Origin of the sequence: Bacillus sp. JKS001846, from assembly GCF_900176455.1 — a bacterium.
In the GTDB taxonomy this organism is placed as follows: domain Bacteria; phylum Bacillota; class Bacilli; order Bacillales; family Bacillaceae_G; genus Bacillus_A; species Bacillus_A cereus.
Map to the genome: position 1 here is coordinate 33,225 of NZ_FWYG01000002.1, position 24,847 is coordinate 58,071.

Sequence of the window (24,847 nt, forward strand, 5' to 3'; positions counted from 1 at the left end):
TAAACCAGGTCATAGTGATACCCGTATTCTAAAAATGGTCTGACTACATGCCTGGTTCAGATGAGTTTGGAGTGACTCATGCAAAGTAGGCAAGACTTAAAAAGCACTCCACCAAGTCACGAGAATTTAGGTTTTACCGTAGGTACCATTTCACGTTCAACAAAATAATATTAGGCTCATAATGTCTCCATTTAAATAAACTTTCCTTATCCACACTAATCAGTCACCTTTTAAAGTAGCCTCATAAGTATGGATAATTTTGAGAATGTTCAATATCTCCTTATTATTGTAAAATTATATTAATAAATGTTAATGTACACATAAAAAACAGGATAGTTCCTATAAAAAGTGAATACCACAATGTCTAGGGGGTTGAAATGGTGGGGAAAATAGTTTTTTTAAAAAAATTAGATAAGAAACTAATATTCATTTTATTCATATTATGTATCACCAGTATTGTTGCAATATACAGCAGTCAGCAAACCGGGCAATATGGTAACCAAAATTTTGCTATGAAACAAATGGTAAATTACGCCATAGGTTTTGTTCTATTATTAATTGTTGCCAATATCGATTTAGATCAATTACAAAAATTAGCTTGGCCGATTTATATTGTGGGGTTCATCTCAATTATCATTTTAAAGGTATTACCAGTGTCAAGTTTTACACCTGAAATATTAGGGGCAAAAAGATGGTTTAGATTTCCAATTATTGGTGCTATTCAACCAGCTGAATTTTTTAAGCTTGCCTTAATTCTTCTGGCCGCAAGTTTAGTCGTAAAACATAATGCACAATATATGGCACGGACATTTCAAACTGATTTACTTTTGATTGGTAAAATATGTTTGATAACTATTCCACCTGCGTTACTTGTATATAGTCAACCCGATACGGGAATGGTGTTCCTATATATAGCAGCCATTGCATGTATTATATTTATGTCAGGAATTCAAAAAAAGTTAATCATACTATGTGCAGGAATTCCGATGACTGTATTGTCTGCTTTAATATTTATATACGTAAAATATCCAGATATTTTCTTCAATAACCTAGTTACTTTATTAAAGCCTCACCAACAATCGCGAATTTTAGGCTGGTTAGATCCATTTCAGCATACAGATCAGGGATATCAAACTCAACAATCACTTTTAGCTGTTGGTAGTGGAGGGGTAGAAGGAAAAGGCTTCGGTTCTGGAAATGTTTATATTCCAGAAAAACATACTGATTTCATTTTTGCCACAATTGCTGAAGAGGGCGGTTTTATAGTTGCCACTTTTATAATATGCATATTCTTCTTACTACTTTCCCGAATACTTATAATTGGTAATTCCGCAGGTAATTTATTCGGCACCTTACTATGTGCAGGAATTGTAGGCGTTCTAATGTTACAATTTTTTCAAAATATCGGTATGATTGTGGGATTAATGCCTGTCAAAGGTATTGCACTTCCATTTTTATCATATGGCGGAAGCTCTTTATTTTCGAACATGCTAATGATGGGGCTTATTCTATCCACACGAAAAACATACAAAGAATATATGTTTTCAGTGAATCAGCACTAAATATCAAATAAGAAGTATTTATATCTTAAACTATTCGTAGAATAACACGAGATGAATAAAAAAGTTTACAGAGCTATAATCAAGTATTGTTAATAGACAGAGGGAGGAGAATAATAAACATTCTTCTCCCTTTGTCTATAATTAGGGTTTGCGTTATCAATATATATACATTGTAAGGAATTACTGGAGTGAGTTTTAAGATTATAAAAGGGGGAACATGCACATTTTAACGTTTTTATACGTTAAGAGATTCTCAAAATGTGAATTTTATTTGTCTTAAATACCCTCGTTTTTGAAAATGAATAAGTTGCTTAGAGTAGTAAAATCATCGCTTTTTTATGTCAAAATTTGCTTAGCGTATATTTTCGTTAAAATGTTGGTGGTACGCCAAGTGATATTCTAGTCATTCTAATTTTGCAGAATTACAATGGTGAATACGAAAAAATGATTTCCAAATTTTAAAGATAAGTTCAACTTGCCATCGTAAGGAATAAAAATCGTATATTTGTTCTTTTGGTAGATATTCCAAAGGAATATTTGTAATGTAAAAGTTAATTGCACTAATCGCTTACTGCGTTCTTTATATGTAATTTGCTTCTTATGTTCTTTAGATGTTAAATCCTTTTGTCTACATTGCATTTGCGTTTGTTCAGCTACTTTTTGTTGTAACAGTAAAGAGAAAATATGTTGTAAAAACAAAACTTCTTTAGCATTTGAACGTTTATTTAAGCCTTCGAGGCTAAGCAAAGTACCAGTAGCTGCATGAAGCCTACTACATAATCGGACTATGGGCTCACTTGCCACCTGTGGACCGACCCAAATACACACAGTAGCTAAGTCCGACTCAGAAAACTTACGTTTGCGTTTTATAAATTCTATTTCTCTTGCAAGCTCTTCCAAGAATACAGGTGTAACATATCGTTGTAATTCTTCCGCAAATAATTGTAATTCATCTTGAAACGAGAGAATCATAAAAAAACGTTATTCTTTCTCATCTAGCTTGTTTAGAAAGAATAACGTTTTTTTGTACTTGGGATTATTGAAAATTCTTAAGTTGATGGATGTGTGGTGCTACCCCATGTCCATCAACTTAAGATTTTGAAATTCCCCCAAAACGAAAATTTTGTGCATTATGCTCGTTTTTATTGTTTTGAAGTAACCTGTTCTTGATAGCGATGTGGGCGGTACCCAATAAAGTGAAAGTCAATATTATAAAAACAGTACCTCATTTTTCCAATCAAGGTATAATAGATGTAGGAATTTTCACTCAACTAAAGAATAAAAATGAGAGGAAGTGAATTTAGTGTTTGTACCATCTAAATTAAAAAAAGGTGATGAAATACGAATTATTGCACCGAGTAGAAATGTAAAAATCTTATCTGAAGAAGGTATTCTACAAGCCGAAGTTAAGGTAATTGGGAAATGTTGGTGAGCCCCCTTTAAGGAAATAAAGTCTTAGACTGACCGGGAGGCATTAAGCTAACGGACAGGTATGTGCGATCTAGAAAGGAAGCTTTCCTTTTGTCAAAATGATAGCAAGCATCTAATTATTACGCTCTTCTCCGCAGAAAGTGAGGTTCTGACCATGACGAGACGTTCAGAAGTTGAACATTGGAACGAGGTGTTTGCCGATGTGAATCTCGGCAAGCCGCAAGTAGATTTTTGGCTGGAAAAATACGAGCCGATGCTAGAATTGGCCCAAGATGGACCGGTCATTGATCTTGGCTGCGGATATGGCAGCGACTCTTTGTTTTTAACAGAACGAGGTTATCGGGTCATCGCCTGCGACTTCTCCTCTGAGTCGTTGGCGATTATACGCAAATATGTGCCAGACGTTGAAACAAATCTATTCGATATGACAGGAGGATTGCCGTTTCCGGATGGTAGCGCGAGGGCGGTTGTCGCGGATTTGTCCCTGCATTATTTTCACTGGGACGATACTGTTTCTATCGTTAGCGAAATTGCGAGAGTTGTCGGCACTGGCGGAATGCTGCTAGCCCGCTTGAATTCCACGCACGATGTTCATTACGGTGCCGGCCAGGGCATCGAATTGGAACCCCGTTATTACGAGCATGAGGGGCGGCGGAAACGTTTTTTTGACGAAGCAGATATGCGTCGGTTGTTTGACGGATGGGCGATCAACGTGTTGACGGAAACGGACATGCACCGCTACCGGAAGCCGAAAATTTGCTGGGAGATGGCAGCTTGCGTCCGCTGATGGCAGCCTCGGGAGGGGGCTGTGTGTGCCGACGAACTTGCCGATGTGAATCCGACCGTCGGGACAGCTGGTCGAAAGCAGCCGGACAAAGAGACTCAAACCTTTTTGTTCCGCTCACGGGGATCGATAATGCAATAAACCAAAAACTAGTCAATAACACTTTATTTTCGTGTTATTGACTAGTTTTTGGTTTATAAAGCCGGATTAGTATAAATTTTCCTCGAACAGAGTTAATTAAACAACTTAAAACTACATTGAATACATGTAAACAAAGTGACAACCATTGATTTAACAATGATTGTCACTTTGGAGTTAAGATAATTAACGAATGCTGGCGGTACCCCATGCCCATCAACTTAAGAAATTGGTAGTTCCCCAAAACGAAGAAATTTTCGTTCTGGGGATATTATAAAATTTAGCTTGATGGCGATGTGGCGGTACCCCTAAATACAACACTATAATTTATTTGAGCTTGTTATTAAACGGTTCTTCTTCGTTAACCGAAGAAAGAAAGGAACATGGTTCCCTCAAATCTTTCTATAAACTTCTGCATAAGCAACCTTCAATTGCTCACGCAGTTGTTTTTTCTCTTCTTCTAACCTCTTAATCTTACGTTTCAAAGAGGCGATAACTGCATCTTTATTGTTTTCATCTATTTCACGCTTGATTTGTTTTGGTGTAGGAGCTTCCGCTTGTTGCTGGCGCAGGCTCTCAATTCGTTCACGCAGCTCACGGTTGTTGTATAGCGTCGCTTTTGCTACGCTAGCCTCGCTTGCCACACTATTAAAATTGATAGGACCATTGGCTCGCACGAGCCTTTGGATGGCTTTATCCACCTTTTGCGAAGTAGTCGCTTTTCTTGATGCATGAATTGCTTTTAAATGTTCTTTACGATCGTAGTTAGCCATTTTCTACACCCTGCTTTCGCTTTATTCGTTCTATTCTGCCGAAGATAACATTCCCTTCCTGGAGCTTGCTTAAAATCTCTTCATAACGCTTCAAATTTCTAGAACCTTTCTCCACAATGTCTTCACGTCCATGCTGTTTTGCTAATTCCATATTTCTAGAGGTTCTTTTGATATGATCCTCATATTTTCCGATATCGAAATCGGAAAAGCCAATTGCTAGGTCCTTACAAGGGGTACCTCCCTTACCACACGTTAAACAAGGCGCCTCCTCCATATAAGGACAATCGCCACTTAAACGAGCGTGACACGTTCCATAGTTATTTTCCATCGCGTTTAATTTGTGATTTTGCCAAAGAGCTTGCAGGATGTCCTCTGGGATATCTTCGCCTGCCTTAATTTCTTGCACCTTACCATTTGAATTGAAACGGTGTAGACTTTTATTTCTAAAGGCTGCTTCAAATGACTTTCTCTTTGTGTCATCCAACAGTTTGGCATACCGCAAGGTCATTTCAGGCGAGGCATGCGCCATTAGTTCCTGTACAGTTAGTATATCTGCGCCGCCATTTAACATTTTGACAGCATAGGTGTGGCGAAATTGATGAGTTTTGAAGTGAAAGAGTTTTCCATTCTCATCTACAATATTCTTTTGTTTTGCTAGTGTATTTAATTGTTCTCGAATCCATCGTTGATAATAAGGCCTACCTTTCCGTACACCTCGGTAACGAACAAAAATAAACCCTTCGGGGTTATTCTCTTGGTTGCTATTCTCTTGGGATTGTTGAATAAGAACCGCGAGGATATTTGCTAAATCTTCGTCAATTGGGATTCTATGTCCTTGCACATATGTCTTCTCAATATCCGTGACAATAGAGTAGTTACTGTTAATTCGCTCCAAACAATTCGAGGTTAACCTAATACATCCGAAATGCGAAGCCCTGTTTTAAAAGCCACCCATACCACTGGAATGACCTCTTTGTGTAAGTCATCGATGTGCGCGAAAAGTTGCTCCAATACAAATTCAGGAATGTAATCAATTTGATCAATCGATTTCTTTTTTAACTTTGGCTTGTCCTCTGGAAAGAGTAACAATCGTACAGGAGTTTCAGGAGCAATATCGTATTCATATCGCTGGATGTCTTCCAAGCATTTTCCCGTGTAGGTCAGTGCATGTGATATATAGCGTTCAGGGTTCGCATTTTTTTGGGTCAAATTATTTCTTGCGTATTCATGTAACCATTGAATATACAGTCCCATATGCGATCGTTTCAATCCTTTTAAACTTGTCCATGTAGGTTCTAAGGAAAATATAAATGACAAGAACCTTGGTAAATATATTAAATATATTGAAGCTGTATCCCATGAAAAATGATTCTTACTAAGTAAGCGTTGTTTGAAATACTTTTTAAAATACTGGCGCATTTCCACTTGTTCAATTTTGGTGAAATCAAGATAATAATTAGTCTGGGTCTTGTTATAGTTAATTCCATATTTGCCATGTAACACCCGCACATCCCATCGATCTTTCTCCCATTCTTCACGCGTATCAGTCAGCGTGAGAAATTTGGAATGGATAACTCGTAAAAAGGTTGCGGTGGGTGTTTTATTAATAAGTTCACCATACGTCATGTGCTGTATTGTCTGTTGTGTTAGAACACCTTGCTGTTCTAACCAAAACAACCACTCCCGTTCCACTTGATCGATGTTCAAATCAAGGAGAGAAGGGAGGTTAGAGTATTTTTCATTGAGAAATGCTGTTAACCTTCGTAAGCTCGTTGCTTGCCCGCCAAACACGGTGCCAATTGCCCATTCGTCTTTAAATAATTTCTGATACCAAACATATTTCACTTCCAAGTTGACAGTCGCGCTATTGATTTCAAAACGCATATTCCGTCTTCTTCTTTTACTATGATTCTTCGCCATCTCTTGAAATTGTGGAATGTTTTTCAAAAAGTCGACATTCCAAATGTCGTTAACCAAGAAGTAGGGATCTTTGACGTGATGGATGGCAACGGAGCCATCTTTCTCTATGGCCTTCACAGAATAACTCGACAGCTCGCGCTGCAATCGTTCATGAAATCCAAGTTGCTCTGTATCACTCTGATAAGTTTGCTTCATTCTTTCCCGCCATTCTGTTGTTTGATTTGAAATGCTCCCTGTGCCTTTTCCCAAACCTTACGGGTATCTTCGTCCGAAGGATGAAGGTACAGGTTCATGGTCGTTTGGATTTGTGAATGGCCCAGTCGCTCTTGCACCTGTTTAATATCCTTCGTTTCTTGATAGTACATCGTCGCGTGCGTATGACGGAACAGGTGAGGGTGGATGTTCAGCCCTATTTTCTGACGTAACCGCTTGAATAGAGCTTCCACGTCACCATAGGTCATCGGTTTACCCCTGTTCTTACCGCGCAGTTTGACGAACACAAAATTGGTTTCGAAGTCCAATTCGTCAACGACATCATACATGTAGTCATCATATAAGTCCATGAGCTCCTGTGAAACAAAGATTTCGCGTTCCCCTGTTTTTAGTTTCGCACTGTTCTCTAATTCCCCGCGATCCGTCAGACGAATACGATGTCCTTTTTGATGACTAAACTTGAAATCCTCCAAAAATAAAGAAAGAGCCTCTCCAATTCTTAACCCCGTCTCAAACAAGAGTCGGATGAGGAAGGTATCCCGTATATTCGTTGTTGCCGCTAAGACTTGCTCCACCTGTTCTATTGTAAGTGTCTGCACCCTCTTGCGAGGTTCTTTTATCTTCAACACATTCCGCATGGATGGCTTGTCCTTGTTGACATGATGAAGGAAACTCTTATACCGCGTTCTCCCGCCTGTAAAGACCTGACGTATCAATTTCTCTTCCATATCACGTGGCAACTCCTCATTTCGGTATAAATAGTCATAGAAGTTTGTGATAGCAGTGACCGTAAGGTTCACTGTCCTTTCTGTTTTCTTTGTCTGCACAGGTCGAAGGGACATTACCTTGGTGCTCTCATACGGATTCCGAAGCCATCCCACAAACTCCACCAAGTCCTCTAATCTTATATGCTTGTAATCTTTCTCTGTTTCCTGTAAGTACAGGAAATACTGTTTGAGTGCATAACAATAAGTCTTCTGTGTGTTGCTGCTTTTCCCTGTAACATCCAAATACTTGAGGTACTTCACCACAGGAATCACAGGAACCCCATCTGAATCTACTAATATGTATCTCTTTCCATTCTCTAGGATCACCTCTTGTACACGCATAGTTCTTCACCTCTTAACTCCTTTGTACGGTCGGTCTCTCGACTTTGCTACGCCTCACGTTGTGGGATATATTCCCTAATACAAAATCGAACGTAAGTTCCTGTATTATTGTATACATAATAGACCATACTTTTAATCTCTAATTATGGAATATATCATGTAAGAAAAAAGCGGATTTATGCCCTAATATTGGACATAGTATCCGCTTCTAATTATAGTCTGTTTAAGAATGTTTTGGGTCTTAAGGACAGTGATATTTTTCAAATTCAAATGGTATGGTACGATCCAAACAATGAGGATAAAAAGAAATGAAGTAAAACGGAACACGAAAAGTCCAATTTTAATTTTTAGATGTAAATAAGGGCTTGTATTTTAAAAATCGTATTGCTATAATATAAATGTAATAAGATTTAACAATGAAATATAAAATTAATCAGTTCGCATATAAGAGAAGACCTCAATATGCGCCATGTCCTAAGGGGACGTGTGCGTGTATTGGGGTCTTTTTGCGTTTTGCGAGCAAAAACACCCGGAGGTGCAGGAATTATGTTGAATTGGTTGTCTGCAAAACTTATGACAACATCGGTAGGAGATTTTCTACTAGCAAAAAATAGTTTTTCGAAGGGTATTCAAGGGCACACCAGTGGGGCAGATGCTAACACTGTACAAAAAAGCATGAATACCCTTGTAACAACACTAATTGGTTTTGGGGGGATTTGGGTAGCAGCTTGCGTTGTATTTGCGGCTATTAAACTATCTGGTGCACAAGGTAAAAACCCTGAAAACCGTACACAAGCCATGATTGGTTTAGCTTGTGCGGCAATTGGAGGCTTTGTCATGATCAAAGCATACGACATCGCTTCTTGGGTTACAAAAATTTAACATAAGAGTTTGTAAAAGCTCTCCTCTATTTGGGGAGAGCTTCTCTTATATAAGGGAGGAAACAAAATGAGAAAAGTAACCGTTCCTGTTGATATGACTTCGGAACAAAAAACACTATTAGGTGTGCTGAGCAAACGCCAATTGATTTATCTATTGGGTGGCGGAGCATCCCTTTATTTATATGTACCATTCTTATGGCGGCTATTTGCACCTTTTAATGCGGCGGTAGCATTTTTTATTTGCTTAATTTTAGCAATACCAACAGTTGTAGTTGTAATAACGTTTGCCTTTATTTATAAAGAAAAACAACACATGTATTTAGATAAATATTTACTTATCAAGATGCGTAGCCGTTCTGAAAAAGGCAAGTGGAGAAAAGGATACGAGCCAATTACATGGGTAAAGGAGAATTTATAGATGTTAGAAATGATATATTTTGCGGTGGTAGCCATTGTAGGTTTTTTCTTTTATCGGAAAATGAATGGAAAACCAATGTTTGGTTCTAAGAAAAAGGGGAAAAGTCAGGGCGGCGTAGAGAAACGTACTGCTGAAAAAAATGGAAAGAAAAATAAAAAGAATACGCCTGCTACAGAGGAAATTGATGAAGATAATGTGGATTTCTTTAGTGCCTTTGTAGAAGACATTAAGGAAGTTGAAAATCATATGATTCGTTATCATGATGATACGTTTGTCCTAATCGCTGAGGCACACCCAGTAAACTATTACCTGCTTTCTAATGCGGAACAAGAAGCGATTGATATCAAAATTGAATCATGGCTAACCACATTAGAGTTTAATACGAAGGTATATATCCAAAGTAAGTTTGTAGATTTAACAGATCCTGTACGAAAAATGACAGAAACAATGAAAGGTGCGAAGGACCTTACACCAGAGACAGTACTTTATGGGCAAGAAGTTATCGATAACTTAGAGTACTGGCAACGTTCGCAGCCTCGATATGAACAAAAGCGATATTTAATTTATCCATACAAAGTGGATATTAGTACGATTACAGCTGATACAGAGGAAGAATTGGAAGAAAAGATTGTAGATAAAGCGTTTAACGAATTATATCGTCGCTATAATGCTTCCCGAAATCTACTATCGAAAGCAAAGATTAGTGTAGAAATATTAACGAAAGATAAATTAATAGAACTCTTATACGTAGCATTTAACCGTCGTAAAGCGGTGAAAGCACGTTTCCAAGATTTAATTGAAAATGAGAACTTCTCTCTGTATTCAACAGGTGAAACAAATGAGAGAAAACTAGAGTTAATGAAGAAAGTTCTAGCGGAAGAAAAAGCTGAAAAATCAAATAATGGGGTGGCATAAGTATGAAATTGTTCGGAAAGAAGAAAAAAGAAAAAAAGAAATTAGAAGCTGAAAAGAATGATGAATTGGAACTAGAGGAGGAAGAGTACGAACAAGAAGAAGTTCCGCCTCAATTAGACAATCAAACAACTGTATTTGATGTCATTGCCCCAGAAGGAATGAAAATTGATGCAGAAGACTATGGGGTAATTAAGCAGTCATTAGGAAGTAATACTTTCTTCCGTCCATTTTATATTCCACGTGATGGATACCCTCGTATGATGCAGACCAATTGGCTGAACATGTTAACTTCAGCTGGAGAGGTTGATGTCATGATAGATATTCATAAAGAGCCAAAAGCAAAAGCGATGCGATCGTTAGATATGCAGCTGACGATGTTACGATCGAACCTTTCTTTCCAACGTACACGCGGAAATATTGACCAAGAAAAAGACTTAGATGCAAAAATTCAGGATACTAACAATTTAATGGATGAAATTCAATTTAATGAGAATGACTCCTATATGGTAAGTACGATGGCGGTTGCGTATGCTGACTCAAAGAAAGAATTAGATGTTTTATGTGAGTATATCGAAGATGAAATGCAAGCATCTCACTTTAAGATAGCGAGTACTTGGAATCGTGTGAAGAGTGGCTTGAAAGCGGTTATGCCACTAGGTGCACCAAATACTCTGCAAGATACCTATCGAAATATCGATAGACGTGCTCTATGTACATTTGCCCCCTTTGTATCAGGATCCGGAAGATTTAACGGTGGTATACCAATAGGAAAGAACAAAATTACTGGACAAGTAGAATTTTTAAATTCATTTGGTAACGCAGATTATCGTCCACCAAACTATAACATTGGTGTGACAGGGATTTCAGGTTCCGGGAAAAGTTTACTTTTAAAAATGAAGCTAGCTCGTGAAACATCACTTGCAGATACACATGCAATGATCATAGATCCAGAGGGGGAATTCGTAAAAATCACCAAACGATTAGGTGGTATTAACTTAAATATTTCACCTGAAAGTAATATCATTATTAATCCTTGTGCAATTGCAGTAACAGAACTTCAGATTACGGATAAAGATGAAGAGCTAGAAGCGCTTGAACAATATGATAAGAAAGAACTCGTAGAGCGTGATGGCGTGAAGTATGTAAGATTTGTACCTATTTTAGAGAAAATCAATGAAATACTAGGATTCTTTGACATTATTATTCGCGGACAAGATTTTGATCAACCAGGATTAAATGTATTCCAGCGCACAATGTTAGAAGATGCGATTCGTGAAGTATTCGATAAACATGGTATTACCTCCCACCCTTCATCTTTATATACAGATGAAGTGAAAAAGGTAGATGGACAATTAATTCAGTCTCAAGTGAGAAAGCCGGAGCCAGAGTTAAAAGAAATTTATGATGTGATAGTGGAAAACCATGGAGACGATGTGAAAGCAGAAGAGTTAATTGCTGCGATTCGTCCGTTTTTACGTGATGGCTCAAAACCATTATTTGATGGACAAAGTAATTTTGGACGCGGTGTAGAAACACAGTTAAATGAATCACGTGTTGTTAACTTTAATATTAGTCATTTAGAAGAGGGTTTCTTAAAGCCAATCGCCTTCCACGTTATCCTGAACTATATTTGGGAGCATTGGATTAAGAGCCCAGAACACGCTATCAAACGAAAAGTGTTATATGTGGATGAGATGTGGCAGTTTATCGACTATGAACAAACTGTTAACTTCTTAGAAAAAGTAGCACGTCGTTCACGTAAAAGAAATGCCGGTATGTGTTGGGCAAGTCAGGACTTTGTTCGTATTTTAGAAAATGTGAAAGCACGTGGTATCTTGCAATCTACTTTCTCTTATTTCTTCTTAGAGCAAAATAAGATTGATAAGAAAAAAATCCAAGAGAACTTTAACTTAACTGCTGGAGAGCTTGACATTATTCTCAACAATCCAGGGAAAGGTGAAGGGATTTTCCGCATAGGAGATAGTTCGGTTTGGATTCAAACAGATCCATCAGATAAAGAAATGATGTTCATTGAATCGAATGAAGCGGTACTACAAGAGCTTTTAAATAACATGAAGAAAGTACAAGGGTACGCAGGATAATAGCGTACCTTTGAAAAGGAAGGTGAAATTATGCTTGATAAGATAATAGGATGGGTTGGTGGTTTAATTGTTTCTATGGTCAAGACTTTTCTTTCTCCAATCTATAAATTAATTGATACTATCCCCGATTTAATTTTTGGTGGGGATAGTGCAAAATTAAATTTTTTATTTAAAGATGACACAGCTGGGAATGTTTTAAATACGGGATTACCAGTCATGTTTAAATTTGCAGCTTTTTTAGTCTTAGTCAGTGCTGTAATTGCTGGTGCAAAGTATTCAGCTGCTGCCATTAATCCAACAAATCGAACATATATCATTGAATATGCGAAGGATTTAATGATCGTTTCTATTTGTATATGGCATTTAGATTTCTTCTATAACATTATATTTGATATGAATACTTGGGTAGCATCGGAGTTTAAAAGAGCAATAGGAGAACAATCGCTAGATGTTTTTAAACCAGGTCAGACAATTGCCCAATTGTCTATGGATAAAAATAAGGATGATTATTTATTTCAAATTTTTGCGATGTTGATTGAAGTAGGATTATCACTTTGGGCCAACTTCTTCTATTTAATGCGAGCGGTATCTCTTTATATTTTGATGTTAATGGGACCGGTTATGGTTGGTATGTGGCTATTTCCGCAAAAAAAACAACAAACTCTATATTGGATGCGTGAATTTGTTGGTACAGTACTCATCCAAGGTATCCATGCGATTACTATATGGTTGATTTTTGTACTAGTAGGCAAATCAGATAATACCATTATTAAATTAATCTTATTTGCTATGTTTATTCCTATAGGCGAAATTGTAAAAGGATTCATTGGTTTAAGTACAAATACGGTGGGAGCAGTAAATAGAGCAGGTACGATGCTTGGAATGGGTGCCTTAGCAAGTATGGCGGGCATCATTAAAGGAATACGTGATGACCATCGTAGTAATAAAGAGAAGACAAAAGCTAGAAAAGAAGGCGAGGAAGATAAAAAAGAAGATGCTGATAATCCTAAAAATGCGTTAGGAGCCAATTTAGGAACAGATATAGGTACAACATCTCGTGCAGCTCGTATGTTAAAAGCAGGTCAAATTGGAAGCATGGTTGGAAAAGCAACGGGTGGACTCGCAGGATTAGCAATGGGCGCAGGACTTGGACCAGAAGGAATGGCAGTAGGAACATTTGCTGGAAGTAAAGCAGGTGGAGTTCCTGGTGCAGTAACAGGAAGAACATTGGCAGCCGGACTTGAAGGAGTTACTAGTGCTGGGAAGCATATTGGTTCTAGTGTGAAGAAAGGTCTAGATACGTATAAAGGGTTAAATGGAGAACAATACCCAGAGTTAACAGATGAAGATATTGCACAAGACTTAGCTACGAAAGATTTTGAAAATTGGAAAGCGGATAATCCTGATTCTGCAGTTGCGAGTCGTTTAAAACAAGCATTCCCTGGTGCATCCGATGCAGAGATTGCAAAAAAAGTAGCAAAAACAAATAGTGATCAAATGTCTCATTTCAAAAATCAGCGAAAACAAGATTTACAAAATATGAAGAAAAATGCTACACCATATGGAAACGCTAGAGATTTAGTTAACGCTGCAACTAACGCATTCCAAAAAGGATATGAGGCAGACCATAAAGATGCGTTTATGAGTCAATTACCAGAAAACATGTCAGCGGAAGAGAAAGAGAAAAAATGGAATGACCATATAAACTCAAAAGTTCAAGGATTTAGAAATCATGCAGAACAAGCGGCAATAAAAGCTGGAGCAATGCTAGTTGATACGAAAGATAAGCAAGGCAACAACCTGTTTGATAAGTCCTATGTAAATAAAGATGCCTTTGCTTCTCAACTTGCACTTGGAAAAGTTGGGAAAGCAGTTGAAGGAGTAAAAGGAGAAACACTAGAGAATGGCCATCAAAATATGGGACAAGTAGACTCACTTGTGGGGGCATCCACTGCTGCATTTAAAAAGGCATATACAGCAGATCATAAGGCTGGATTCATGAAGCAATTACCTGCAGATGTACCACAACAAGAAAAAGAGGCTGCATGGAACAAACACTTGAGTCAAAAAGTGCAAGGATTTAAAAATCATGCACAGAAAGCTGCCGAACAAGCAGGGATTGTGCAACAAAAAGATGGGACTAGCTATGCTAATAAGGAAGCTTTTGCTTCTCAGCTATCGCAACAATTACAAAACAATCCAAATATAAATGCAATGGGTGTATCTAGTGTATCTGGCATTCAAAAAGCGGTAAATGGTGTAAAAACACATAGTTTAGCAAATGGATATGGAAACCAGAAACAAAAAGGTGTAAGTAATGTCGGGAATTTAGTACAAGCATCTACAGAATCCTTTAAACAAGGATATGCAGCAGAGAACAAAGCAAACTTTATGAAGAACTTGTCTCCAACTATGTCTCAAACGCAAAAAGTAGAAGCTTGGCAATCTCATTTAAATGATAAAGGTAATGAATTTAAAGCAGTCGCTCAGCAAGCAGCGGTACAAGCGGGTGCGATGCCCATACAGGCAAAAGATACGAGTGGTAAGAGTCTACATAATCAATCGTATATTAATAAAGATGCCTTTGCTACGCAATTGACGAAAGGTTTACAAAGTCATGCTAGTCTTGGAACAGTGAGTCAACAAGTAGGTTCTGGAATTACTAGTGCGATTCAAGGTGTTCGTTCACACGGTGTTGCGACAGGTGGTGCAATCAACAAAGCTGTGTTTGCAGCTACGCAAACGCAAGCGAGTATGGCACGTGCAGGAAATCTGTCTGTTTCTGAAATTGAGCGCTCGTATGCGGATGCATCAGCTAGTGTAGCAAATATTTCGCAAAGTGCTGGGAAAATGGCGATTCCAACTTCAGCAGTGGGACGTATGACACAGCAAAGTAAGATGGTTGGTGTAAGTATGATGGAAGGTGCCAAACATCTCGTGCATACAAAAGGTATGGAAAATGTATCACAAGCATACTTTAATGCGTCTAGTGCTGTTCAGCAGGCTGGTGGAAATGCAGTACAAAGAGTGATGAGTGGAACTGTAGCTGCCGTTCATACTTCATTAGGAGGTAATGCAGCAGAACGCCATTACAATGTGACAAAAGGATTAAGCTATGCAGCAGGTGTAATTGGTGGTGCAGGTGCTTACCAAGCTACTGCACGTATGGTAAGTAAACATAATCCTTATAATAAAGCAGTTCAAACAGAAGCAAAAGAAATTCAAGAAATTCAGGGAATGGTACCAACAACAGATGCTACTGGAAGACAATCAGTTGCTCAAGGTGCAGTACGTCTTGTTACGACAAATAATAAATCATGGATTGAAGCGAAAGATTCCAGTGGAATGACACAAGTTGTATCTCGTTATGGTAGCGGAGATAGTAGCATTCGTTCAGGACAAGTGGTATATCAAGATTTAAATATTTCAGACGGTCAATTAACGCAGTACCGTAATGGTATGAAAGCAACGCCAGCATATATTCAAGATTCTAGTGGTGGGAAAATTAGTATCAATCGTTCTATCAATATTAATCCAAACCAATTAGTAGGAAATCAAAATCAAAGACCTTTACAACAGAAACCAGTATTTAGTGAACCGCCACTTACAGTAAGTCATAAGGTAGACAATGGTCATTTCTATATGTCTGATTTAGACCAAGGGGGATACCAAAATGTGCAAATGGTGGTAGAAAGAGATCGTAGTTATATGGTTGCTACCACAACAGATGGTACAGTATCGCGTATTTCTCCGTTCGGCAAAGGAGATACGAGATTACAAGCAAACCAAAGGATTGAAAGAGTTTGTGAAGTGCAAGATAGCAGTATTAAACCGAGAGAAGAAATCCTAGTAACTCATACACAGGACGAAGTTGTACGTACAGAGACACATTTGAATTTATCAGAACATGACCCACAAAACCTGATTCCATTTGCGCCAAACCCACGCTTAGCACAGCGAAGAAGCAGAAATAATGAAAATGGAAAGTATGGAGTGACAAGTCTATGAGTCAAAATCCTAACGATCCAAATAACCAGAAGAAAAGTAACCCTTTAAAAGATGCGACATCTCACTTTATTAAGAAAAAGGGGATGCAGGCAAGTGGGAAAATGGCAAAAATGGCAGGAAAAGCAGGAAGAGCGGCAGCGAAAGCTGCTGCCAAACTGCTAAGAGCTGGTGTAGTAAAAATTGTCGGAGCTATTGTGGGAGCAGTGGGATTACCTGTTGCCCTCATTATGGCTCTTATTATTACTGTATGTGTTATTTTAGCGTCTTTTGTACCATTTACCGATGATGAAAGTAAAACAGAAGAACAAGTGAAAAAGTATATGGAAATTTCAATGGCGCTAAACGTAGACTGGAAAGAGGTTGTCGCTTTTGATATGGCGCGGTATGATAACGATTTGACTGGAAAAGATCCGCATGATGCTATATCATATTTCTTGGATATCCATTATGAAGAATATACGGAAAAAGAGGTATGCGAGGCTGGGCCAAATGGTCCCTGTGAAAAAAAGAAAAAGGAGATGCAAAAAACTAAATCAGAAAGTTATTCCGGACCAGATGTAAAGAAGATATTGGGAGATACAGATTTTAAGAAAAAAATAGATGAAATTAATGCAAGCGGAAGTAAAAAGGTAACAGTATTTTCTCACGGTATAGAGAAAGCGATGGAACTCGCAAAATTTAGTGAGAGTCAAAAAGATCGTGCTCGTGAGATATTAGCCGCAGGGATGTTAGAAGGGCTATATGGACATCTTGCTCCTACTACTGGTGGATTTATTGGTGGTATGTGTGTAGGTAATGTGAGTCCTGGTGGAGAGCCTGTTAACCTTAATGCAAAAGTTACAGGATACCTTCCTAAAATTAAAGAAATGGCAGAAAAGCATGGTGTTGCTCAATATGTTGGTATTTTGGCTGCCCAAATGATGCAGGAATCAGGTGGAGCAGGAAATGACCCGATGCAGGCTTCAGAGGGGCATTATGGAGACATGAGCCCATCTTGTATAGGTGTAAAAGGGAATGCACGTGTAGGGTGTATTAAAGATCCAAATATTTCTATTGAAGCAGGCGTACAAGAATTTAAAGATGTTTTAGGGCAGTCGAATGGAGATATAGCCCTAGCCTTGCAATCGTATAACTTCGGGTCAGGATTCATTAGCTATGCATTAGCGAAGGGTGGTTATTCAGAAGAAACAGCCATTGAGTTCTCAAGAAGTAAGAATCATTTAAACCCAGCTGGTTGCTCCGATCCGAATAACTTCAGGACAAAGGTTAATGCGTGCTACGGGGATTTTACATATGTTTCCAAAGTTTTAAAATATTACAAAGACTTAGGGTGTGTGGCAGATGCATCTGGCGAATGGATTTCTGATAAAGGTTGGAAATGGCCAACGAAATCAGGTCGTATTACAGATACGTTTGATGCAGTTCGTAAGGGAATACAACATAATGCTGTAGATATTGGGGCCATGACCACCGGAAAAGCTGGAGACCATGTATGGTCAATGGAAGCAGGTATTGTAACAGCCCAAACAGGAAATGTAAATGGTGGTGGTCTAGGTGTTTATGTAGACCATGGAAATGGTATTGTATCTCGTTACTTACACTTAAGTAAAATATTAGTTGCACCAGGAACCATGGTAACAAAAGGACAAATAATCGGGGAGATGGGCGGTTCTAACTTTGATAGAGATACAGGTTTCCTTAATATGAATGGATACGCCGTCCATTTAGATTTCCAAATTCGTATTAATGACCAACCAACCGATCCAATGAAATTCTTTAAGAAAAATGATGATCCAGGTCTATCATCTGGTGGTGCTCCTACAATGGCAAATGCTAAACGACAAAAGGTATTGGAAGAAGCAAAAAAGTGGGTTGGACAAGGGAAAGTGAGCTATGTATCCGGTGCTAGAAATCCAGCTACAGGTAGTGCCGATTGTTCTGGATTCACACAATATGTGTTTAAAACCAGTATAGGTGTCCAGCTAGGAGATTGGACAGGTGCTCAAATAGGACAAGGAAAACAGGTGCCAGATATCGGTCGGGCACAACCAGGAGATTTAATTTTCTATGAAAATCCTAACCATGTATCTATTTATTTAGGGAATCAGAAAATGATTCATATTGGTGATAATAAGGGTGTACAAATTACAGGTCTAAACTATACGGCAAGAGGGCAACATATGTCGCAAATCCGTAATGTAATAGACTGATAAAGGATGCGAGTAGATGAAGAAAATAATCAACATTTTATCCAATATGCCTCGTAAGTACTTGGTCATATTTGGGATTATCGTACTAGTGGCAGCTGTTGCCGCCTATAATACCATTCATGATTATATGCTGAAACCACAATCGCAAGAGGAAGAACAAGTAAATCAAGATGAAATCGAGATATTAGGAGATAAACCAAAGGGGTTTGAGACAAAAGAAGAAGAATATATCGCGAAAACAAAAACAGTTGAGGATTTACTACGAAAGATTTCTAATGGTAGTTATGATGTACCGTATTTATTTACAAAGGCTGGATTTGGTATTGAGCCAATGAAAATGACAAGTAATGAACGTATGCTGGCTGCAGAAGCTGTACAACGATATTTCTTAAATGGGGATCAGTTTTACAATGCGCGAATTACCAAAATTGACCGTGGAAAAAAAGTAGATACATTTCATATTGAGGTTTTAATACAGCAAGTAAATTTCTTGGAACCACGGCAATTTAAAGTGCAAGTAAATCAGTATGCACAAATTGTAACACCAATTGAACAAATTCCACATGGACAAGAAGAAGTACCCGTGGATTAAGAAGAAAGTGAGGGTTGTGTAGAAAAACACAACCCTTTTAAAAAAAATAAAGAGTACCTAAAATTATTAATTGAATATTCATAATTTTCTGATATAATAAAACCATGGTTAAAAGAAATTTGCATATATCGCTAAAATGAGATAGATATGGAGGAATACAAATGAGAATGTTAATTGGAACGGCAGCAAACTATTTTGCAGGATATTCTTCAGGAAGAGGTTCAGGATTATTAGGGACATGATTTGGATGGGCTTTATTAGTAGGTAGTGGATACCTGCTGATTACAAATTGGGATAGCATCACAGCATGGATGCATAGTTTGAATATTGTACAAGGGCTAGATGGTTACGAAGACATGAGCAATGGCTTCATTTTCATCTGTTTGGTAGTAAGTGGCTTTATTTTTATCTTGTTGTCCCCGATTTTCATTATTTTAATAATAGTTTGTTTCGTTTTAATGAATATTGTAGCTTGTACACTTGTGTTATTAACATCACCAAGTACATACATAAAGAAGAAAGATAAGGAGAGTGAATGGGAATGAGTACAATTCTAGTTTTAGGTGGATCAAATGGAAGAACGTTAGAGAAGTTGGCCAAAAAAAGAGACTGCCAGGTTATTTTCCATGATGGGAAAAATCACGGAGGCGTAAAGAAAACCTTTCGAAGTGTTATAAAAAAATGCGATGTTATTGTCATTCAAAAAGGTGCATGTGGCCATGTATCTATTGATGTAGCAAAAGAGTACGCAAAGAAGTATGATGTCCCACTATTATTTAATCAGGGGTTTGGTGGAACTGGTGCACTTGAAATGGGATTAAAGCATTTGCAGGCTGCATGAGGTTTGATACATATGAATGGAATTATAATTGTTAAATCAATATATAACATTTAAAAGGGAGTAGAGAAAGATAGTGTTTAAAGATATATATGTGTTATTTCCACCAGAAGGGAAAGAAAGCATCGAATTTCAATTCTTTTTAGATATAGAGGGAGAGAAGTTTTACGAATTTTATAAGAGAAAATATAAAGACCCTATGTCCGATGTATCTGTTTATTTTCCAATGTTTCAAGATACGTATGAATCCTATTTAGAAGGATTTTTGTACCCGTATGTAAGCAGCTTTAAAGAAATTCGATTAAGACGGGATACATGGAACAATGAAGGGGTTTGGTTTGGTATTCATCAAGACGGAAGGGAACTGGGGGTTCTTTTGCCCAGAGTTGACTTTACGTATTATAAAGGAGCTTTATCCTACAAAAATTGGCGAACAAAATAACTGAATAAAGTCTTTATTTACATACATAAAAGGAGAAATGAGAATGACACAAGCTGCAGTATATCGTTATACAGTTCCGTCAGTAGATGGAGAAGGCTGGGGGGTATTTTTATACGATGAATCCGGAGTATTTACAGCCGTTACAGACTTCGGTAACTTTGCTCATTGGTTTTCATTAGGAAGAAACGAAAGCATAGAAGAATGCTTAATTAGCCGAAGACCGGATCAGATACTTTGCAAAATCGCAAAAGAAGATGTAGTTGATATTGAAGGAACCATTACTTATATCAAAAAGAATTTGCTATATGATCGTAGAGAAGGGCGCTTTACAGAAGATGATGCAAGGACAGAATGGACACTTATTGAGGAATTACGGGTAGATTTGGAAGAGTACTCAAATGAAGTAGCATTTCAATATTGGTACGACAAAACAAAGATACAATTTGACGACGATTTTTTTCAGTACAACTATCCAAGTGCAGCTGTTCGATTTTCAAATGAAACATTTGTGAGATTTCAAGAGAAATTGAAGATGGAATCAAAAGAGACACAAGCATAAGACGGGGGTGAGCTTATGAAAGAAGGTCTTTATTACGAAGATATCAGAAACGGTGAGATTTTAAAATGTAAGACGTTTACAAGATCTTGTTATCTATTTGAAACGTGTAATGGTGAACTAATTGAACGTGTAAAAACAAACCACTATAAGAGAATAACAAGTAAGAAGAAAATTGCTATATTTGAAGGTGAAAACAGTGAAAAGAAATTAAAAAAGCCGAGAAATAGGAAGGAAAGGGTAGAGTTTCTTATCAAAAAAATGGGTTTTGATGTCATCGGTAGCTCATTGGTATCTATGACAGACAGGGATGTTAAATATCTATTTGAAGGAGCATATCTAACATACAAAGATAAGAAAGACTATCAAACCCCTGAATATAGACTTCCTAAATGCCTTGTTTGCGGATGTGAAACGGTCATTCATTGGGATTGTAGTTGTGGCCATGCAATTATTGATGAAAACGATACATCATTACAAGCATTAAAAGATAGTGGAGAGTATGTTGAAATACGAAATAGTCTCTGCACTAAATAAAAAAAGTAAAATATAAACACTAGATTTTTAACAAAAGCGTTATTGGGATACAAAAGGAGGAGCCAGAAATGAATAGTTACAAATTGTGGTTAGATAGTGACGAGGAATTTAAACATACAGAATTAGCAGAAACGCCAGGTAAAGCAAAGTATCAATTTTATAAGTACCTACAAGATGGGGTTTGGGAAACGGATTTTAAAACATTTGTGAAATATGTGAGATGTAGAAAAGTAAGAACTGCTGATATTACATGTATGTTTGGTGATAAAAAGCAATTTGAACGTATGTGTGAGTTAAGAGGGATCAAGTTTGCTTATCAAGGCATGAAAGTTGAAGTATGTGGACAAGCGGGAATTATTGTTGGAAGTACATCGGGATTAAATTTACAGGTCGCTTATTATAGTGATCCGTGGGCTTCATATAATTGTCATCCGTATTATGAAACAGTTTATTACGACAAAAATGGAAATATAGTAGCTGATAATCGCAAAGAAATAGCAACAGTTTAATCAAAAAGAGGAATAAGATGGAAGAAGAGCGCTATTGAAGAACGCTCTTTCTTGGAGTATGTAGAGTTGACCGAATAATGTAGGTTTTATGTGTATATTATGATCCCGCCCAGTATAGATTATGAAATTTTAAAAAAAGTTATAAAAAACACAAAAACCCTTATAAAAGTAATTTTTTACTTATTGATACTGCAATCAGCATTATCAATAACATAATGAAAGTGAAGGATGGAAATAAGAATATGAGTAGTAGTATTAGATATAAATCGGGTTTCGTCATTTTGATTTATTTTGTTATGACACAATTTGTGGGGATAATAGGTGTACTATTGCTAGCGAAGACAGGTTGGTATGATATTCAGGGAAACCAACAGCAAGCAATTCAACAACTTCTTGTGCATTGGGAACTAATTGGGTTTTCACTTATGTTGATAATCATTTTTCTTATATATAGTAAAGAATTAATAAATGATCCAAAGTTATCGATTAAATTATCAAGAAATTCATTCATATGGATTTTAGTTGGGATCATATTCGTATTTCTTGCGCAGATGGTTGGTAGTGTGTTAGATAAGAGTGTATTCCAGCTAACTACGCAATCAGCAAATACGTCTAGTACAGTCGCTGCAGCAGCAATATCTCCTGTGGCACATATTTCAATTGTTCTTCTTGCACCGTTAGTAGAAGAGTTTGTTTTTCGTTATGCGACCATAAACATTTTAATATCTAAGTTTAAGCACACTTGGAGCATACTAATCAGTTCATTGTTTTTTTCTATCATGCATTTTGATTTTCCATTTATATTTGGATATTTTTTAATTGGAGTTATACTGGCTTTAGTATATGTGCGTACCAATAGGTTACTAGTATCATTTGTTGTTCATGCTAGTATGAACTTAATTGTTGTTATACTCCAGATTTATTGATGAAAAAGCAGCGGATTCGCGCATCTTACTAGTGATTTAGTTTTTGTATGTTTATGGATTTAAAATTATGGTAAGATTAATAAGACTACATTTGAAAATGTGGGTTCAAGTTGCTGTATTGACTGAATTGCACCAAAAAAACCAATTCCATTACACGGGAATTGGTTTTTTGGTGTGTGTTGTTAGCATAATTATTGACGGCCTAAAGGGGATTTGTTTCTTTGTAGTTTAGTATAACTTAAATAAAAAGAAAATTCAAAAACAAAATGATGAATCTTTACATATTTTTAAATTACAACACAAAAATGTAAAGATATGGTTTATGATAGATGGTGAAACACTCTCCTATGTTTCTAGTGATTGTATCTTTTATCTGTTTTTGGTGCGAAATCTGTTGATAGATTTTGCACTTTTTTATTTAATGTTTAATAGGATCAGAATGATATAGTGCCCCTATTGGGGTCACACGACCAAAAAAAGAAAATTGTACGTTAAGGAATATTTTTAAATTAACAAACGTTAGATGAACCAAAATACGGATTATATCCACTGATTGTTTTTACAAACCTTATAGTTATTGCTATTAAAATTGACTAACCAGAACCAATTGGTCCTCTGTCTTTTCCTCTGTTTTTCTTTTTTAATTTTTAATTTTGATAAGTTTTATTGATAGTCTACAAACGCTTAATTACCAAGGAGACAAAAAATTATCAATAGAGTGTACTCTATTGATAATTTACAACTAATAAAAATGAAAAATATCAAGCTATTCATATAACCCAAAACTTAATTAATTAGAAAACGAGTATTTCTACCCATCCTCTCGAAAATTAAAAGTTTGATTCACTTGAAAATAAGTTTAAATAAAAGTATTACAGGTATTGAAATGAAATACAGAATTACGATAACTAAAAGAATCTTTTTTTTGTAAGTCTTATCAGTAGAATCTATCGTGAAAATAGCTCCTAAAATCGAAAATAACATAACAGCTAATAGAACAATTGGTTGAAGCTTAACCAGACTATTTAGAAGGTATAAAATAAAACAAGAAAAAGAAATGACCACTAAAAATAAAGAAACATTATTTGATTTAAACATGCTATTAAACCCCTTTCTCAAAAAAATAATTGTGTTTTTTTCTGATAATTGTTATTATTTGTATTGTTATAAAAATTACAATTATTGGAGGATGCACTATGAAAATTAGAAAAAATAAAATTATTGTTTCAGCTATTACTTTAGGTTTATTAACATCTATTACCCCAACAGGTGCTTTTGCAGAAACAAATGATTCGGTTATTTCAGCTTCGTCTAGTAAAAATATACAACAAGTAGAACAACCTATTATAAAAATTTTAAAAGAAGATGACAATGAAAAGATAGTAGAGTCTAAAGACAGTAATATAGTTGTCACGTCTACATATGATAAAAAAAATAAGGTATTAAATATAACAACAAAAAAGATCGCAGATAATTCTGTAACAACAGAAACTATCAATATACCAAATGCTAATGAATTTTATGCAAACGCAAATAAAAAAGCTAATTATGCAATGGAAGTTATAGACCGTGCTGTTTCTTTAGATGGAGCTTTTGAATATACCTATTATAAAGGAAATGTATGGGTAATTAAAATTCCATCTGTAGATTATGCTAAAAATCCACTTCAAACTAGTGAAAACAAAGCTGATTTAAACGGATTTAGAACCGCAGTTAATAACTTAATGACAAATGAAGTTTCGTTTTTATCTAAAGTTGGTGGAGAAATAGGGATAGCTTGTTTAACTTTATTAAGAACTCCAAATCCATGGACTGTAATTGCAGGAGCAGCAGGTGCAATAGGTCTTGCCGCTTGGGCTGTTCCTGACCTATACAAAGTATTTGTAGAAGCTGATAACGCTACTTATTACTTCCATCAAGTTAATTAAAATAAAAGACAGCTGTTTTTAGGCGCAACCAATCAAAGAAACCTGTAAAAACACA

At 36.7% G+C, this 24,847-nt stretch carries 19 protein-coding genes and 4 pseudogenes; 18 read left to right on the forward strand and 5 right to left on the reverse strand.

The annotated features are described in order from the left end of the window. Positions 1–136: 136 nt before the first annotated feature. Positions 137–214: pseudogene (locus tag B9A45_RS31910) on the reverse strand (IS6 family transposase); the annotation flags it as partial. 163 nt (positions 215–377) lie between these two features. On the opposite strand from B9A45_RS31910, the gene B9A45_RS29070 reads away from it, so the two are divergent. Next, a complete protein-coding gene (locus B9A45_RS29070) occupies positions 378–1,562 on the forward strand; it encodes an FtsW/RodA/SpoVE family cell cycle protein (RefSeq protein WP_084065654.1) in 1,185 nt (394 codons plus the stop codon). A gap of 406 nt (positions 1,563–1,968) precedes the next feature. Here the strand turns inward: B9A45_RS29070 and B9A45_RS31915 are convergent. Beyond that, positions 1,969–2,534: pseudogene (locus tag B9A45_RS31915) on the reverse strand (transposase); the annotation flags it as partial. A 331-nt stretch (positions 2,535–2,865) separates the two neighbouring features. On the opposite strand from B9A45_RS31915, the gene B9A45_RS32990 reads away from it, so the two are divergent. Both B9A45_RS32990 and B9A45_RS29080 read left to right on the forward strand, forming a co-directional pair. Continuing rightward, positions 2,866–2,994, forward strand: a complete 129-nt coding sequence (locus B9A45_RS32990; RefSeq protein ID WP_256891725.1) for a hypothetical protein — start codon at positions 2,866–2,868, stop codon at positions 2,992–2,994. Between the two features lie 153 nt (positions 2,995–3,147). Then, complete coding sequence (locus B9A45_RS29080; protein ID WP_084065983.1) at positions 3,148–3,780, forward strand: class I SAM-dependent methyltransferase; 633 nt, start codon at positions 3,148–3,150, stop codon at positions 3,778–3,780. A gap of 527 nt (positions 3,781–4,307) precedes the next feature. Here B9A45_RS29080 and B9A45_RS29085 read toward each other — a convergent pair. The 3 genes and pseudogenes from B9A45_RS29085 to B9A45_RS29095 form a co-directional block, all read right to left on the reverse strand. Further along, positions 4,308–4,688 (reverse strand): DUF6262 family protein, encoded by a 381-nt coding sequence (locus B9A45_RS29085; RefSeq protein ID WP_084065655.1) that lies wholly within the window; start codon positions 4,686–4,688, stop codon positions 4,308–4,310. Next, positions 4,681–6,803, reverse strand: a pseudogene (locus tag B9A45_RS29090) (tyrosine-type recombinase/integrase). The gene B9A45_RS29085 and the pseudogene B9A45_RS29090 overlap by 8 nt, the downstream one beginning before the upstream one ends. Beyond that, entirely contained in the window at positions 6,800–7,930 is a 1,131-nt protein-coding gene (locus tag B9A45_RS29095) for a tyrosine-type recombinase/integrase (RefSeq protein WP_084065656.1), read from the reverse strand. The pseudogene B9A45_RS29090 and the gene B9A45_RS29095 overlap by 4 nt, the downstream one beginning before the upstream one ends. Positions 7,931–8,392: 462 nt before the next feature. Here B9A45_RS29095 and B9A45_RS29100 point away from each other — a divergent pair, with 462 nt between their 5' ends. From B9A45_RS29100 to B9A45_RS29175, 15 genes and pseudogenes are all read left to right on the forward strand, one after another. Next, on the forward strand, positions 8,393–8,812 hold the full coding sequence (locus B9A45_RS29100; RefSeq protein ID WP_084065657.1) for a hypothetical protein: 420 nt from the start codon (positions 8,393–8,395) through the stop codon (positions 8,810–8,812). Positions 8,813–8,878: 66 nt separating this feature from the next. Continuing rightward, on the forward strand, positions 8,879–9,229 hold the full coding sequence (locus B9A45_RS29105) for a PrgI family protein (protein ID WP_001233525.1): 351 nt from the start codon (positions 8,879–8,881) through the stop codon (positions 9,227–9,229). After that, on the forward strand, positions 9,230–10,144 hold the full coding sequence (locus B9A45_RS29110; RefSeq protein WP_084065658.1) for a hypothetical protein: 915 nt from the start codon (positions 9,230–9,232) through the stop codon (positions 10,142–10,144). Between the two features lie 2 nt (positions 10,145–10,146). After that, positions 10,147–12,246 (forward strand): VirB4 family type IV secretion system protein, encoded by a 2,100-nt coding sequence (locus B9A45_RS29115; protein WP_084065659.1) that lies wholly within the window; start codon positions 10,147–10,149, stop codon positions 12,244–12,246. 30 nt (positions 12,247–12,276) lie between these two features. Continuing rightward, positions 12,277–16,254: a TrbL/VirB6 family protein gene (locus B9A45_RS29120; protein ID WP_084065660.1), complete on the forward strand. Its 3,978-nt coding sequence runs from the start codon at positions 12,277–12,279 to the stop codon at positions 16,252–16,254. Further along, positions 16,251–18,464: a lysozyme family protein gene (locus B9A45_RS29125; protein WP_084065661.1), complete on the forward strand. Its 2,214-nt coding sequence runs from the start codon at positions 16,251–16,253 to the stop codon at positions 18,462–18,464. Before B9A45_RS29120 ends, B9A45_RS29125 begins: the two co-directional genes overlap by 4 nt. A 16-nt stretch (positions 18,465–18,480) precedes the next feature. Further along, positions 18,481–19,056 carry a hypothetical protein gene (locus B9A45_RS29130; RefSeq protein WP_084065662.1) on the forward strand — a complete coding sequence of 192 codons (576 nt, stop codon included), beginning with the start codon at positions 18,481–18,483 and terminating at the stop codon, positions 19,054–19,056. 161 nt (positions 19,057–19,217) lie between these two features. Continuing rightward, positions 19,218–19,601, forward strand: a pseudogene (locus B9A45_RS29135) (hypothetical protein). After that, entirely contained in the window at positions 19,592–19,897 is a 306-nt protein-coding gene (locus tag B9A45_RS29140; RefSeq protein WP_033703472.1) for a DUF2325 domain-containing protein, read from the forward strand. Before B9A45_RS29135 ends, B9A45_RS29140 begins: the two are co-directional and overlap by 10 nt. A 73-nt stretch (positions 19,898–19,970) precedes the next feature. Further along, the gene (locus tag B9A45_RS29145) at positions 19,971–20,336 is read left to right on the forward strand and encodes a hypothetical protein (protein ID WP_084065663.1); all 366 of its coding nucleotides are present in this window, start codon (positions 19,971–19,973) and stop codon (positions 20,334–20,336) included. A gap of 43 nt (positions 20,337–20,379) precedes the next feature. Next, positions 20,380–20,895: a hypothetical protein gene (locus B9A45_RS29150; protein ID WP_084065664.1), complete on the forward strand. Its 516-nt coding sequence runs from the start codon at positions 20,380–20,382 to the stop codon at positions 20,893–20,895. 15 nt (positions 20,896–20,910) lie between these two features. Then, entirely contained in the window at positions 20,911–21,429 is a 519-nt protein-coding gene (locus B9A45_RS29155) for a hypothetical protein (RefSeq protein WP_084065665.1), read from the forward strand. Positions 21,430–21,497: 68 nt separating this feature from the next. Beyond that, on the forward strand, positions 21,498–21,938 hold the full coding sequence (locus tag B9A45_RS29160) for a hypothetical protein (RefSeq protein WP_084065666.1): 441 nt from the start codon (positions 21,498–21,500) through the stop codon (positions 21,936–21,938). Between the two features lie 242 nt (positions 21,939–22,180). Further along, positions 22,181–22,864 carry a CPBP family intramembrane glutamic endopeptidase gene (locus B9A45_RS29165; protein ID WP_084065667.1) on the forward strand — a complete coding sequence of 228 codons (684 nt, stop codon included), beginning with the start codon at positions 22,181–22,183 and terminating at the stop codon, positions 22,862–22,864. Between the two features lie 1,196 nt (positions 22,865–24,060). Beyond that, a complete protein-coding gene (locus B9A45_RS29175) occupies positions 24,061–24,792 on the forward strand; it encodes a geobacillin-26 family protein (RefSeq protein WP_084065668.1) in 732 nt (243 codons plus the stop codon). Positions 24,793–24,847 lie beyond the last annotated feature (55 nt).

Excerpts from the sequence above, each read along its gene's own strand:
- B9A45_RS29070 (WP_084065654.1), top strand. The coding sequence starts at position 378 with ATGGTGGGGAAAATAGTTTTTTTAAAAAAATTAGATAAGAAACTAATA.
- B9A45_RS29080 (WP_084065983.1), top strand. The coding sequence starts at position 3,148 with ATGACGAGACGTTCAGAAGTTGAACATTGGAACGAGGTGTTTGCCGAT.
- B9A45_RS29085 (WP_084065655.1), bottom strand. The coding sequence starts at position 4,688 with ATGGCTAACTACGATCGTAAAGAACATTTAAAAGCAATTCATGCATCA.
- B9A45_RS29095 (WP_084065656.1), bottom strand. The coding sequence starts at position 7,930 with ATGCGTGTACAAGAGGTGATCCTAGAGAATGGAAAGAGATACATATTA.
- B9A45_RS29100 (WP_084065657.1), top strand. The coding sequence starts at position 8,393 with ATGCGCCATGTCCTAAGGGGACGTGTGCGTGTATTGGGGTCTTTTTGC.
- B9A45_RS29105 (WP_001233525.1), top strand. The coding sequence starts at position 8,879 with ATGAGAAAAGTAACCGTTCCTGTTGATATGACTTCGGAACAAAAAACA.
- B9A45_RS29110 (WP_084065658.1), top strand. The coding sequence starts at position 9,230 with ATGTTAGAAATGATATATTTTGCGGTGGTAGCCATTGTAGGTTTTTTC.
- B9A45_RS29115 (WP_084065659.1), top strand. The coding sequence starts at position 10,147 with ATGAAATTGTTCGGAAAGAAGAAAAAAGAAAAAAAGAAATTAGAAGCT.
- B9A45_RS29120 (WP_084065660.1), top strand. The coding sequence starts at position 12,277 with ATGCTTGATAAGATAATAGGATGGGTTGGTGGTTTAATTGTTTCTATG.
- B9A45_RS29125 (WP_084065661.1), top strand. The coding sequence starts at position 16,251 with ATGAGTCAAAATCCTAACGATCCAAATAACCAGAAGAAAAGTAACCCT.
- B9A45_RS29130 (WP_084065662.1), top strand. The coding sequence starts at position 18,481 with ATGAAGAAAATAATCAACATTTTATCCAATATGCCTCGTAAGTACTTG.
- B9A45_RS29140 (WP_033703472.1), top strand. The coding sequence starts at position 19,592 with ATGGGAATGAGTACAATTCTAGTTTTAGGTGGATCAAATGGAAGAACG.
- B9A45_RS29150 (WP_084065664.1), top strand. The coding sequence starts at position 20,380 with ATGACACAAGCTGCAGTATATCGTTATACAGTTCCGTCAGTAGATGGA.
- B9A45_RS29155 (WP_084065665.1), top strand. The coding sequence starts at position 20,911 with ATGAAAGAAGGTCTTTATTACGAAGATATCAGAAACGGTGAGATTTTA.
- B9A45_RS29160 (WP_084065666.1), top strand. The coding sequence starts at position 21,498 with ATGAATAGTTACAAATTGTGGTTAGATAGTGACGAGGAATTTAAACAT.
- B9A45_RS29165 (WP_084065667.1), top strand. The coding sequence starts at position 22,181 with ATGAGTAGTAGTATTAGATATAAATCGGGTTTCGTCATTTTGATTTAT.
- B9A45_RS29175 (WP_084065668.1), top strand. The coding sequence starts at position 24,061 with ATGAAAATTAGAAAAAATAAAATTATTGTTTCAGCTATTACTTTAGGT.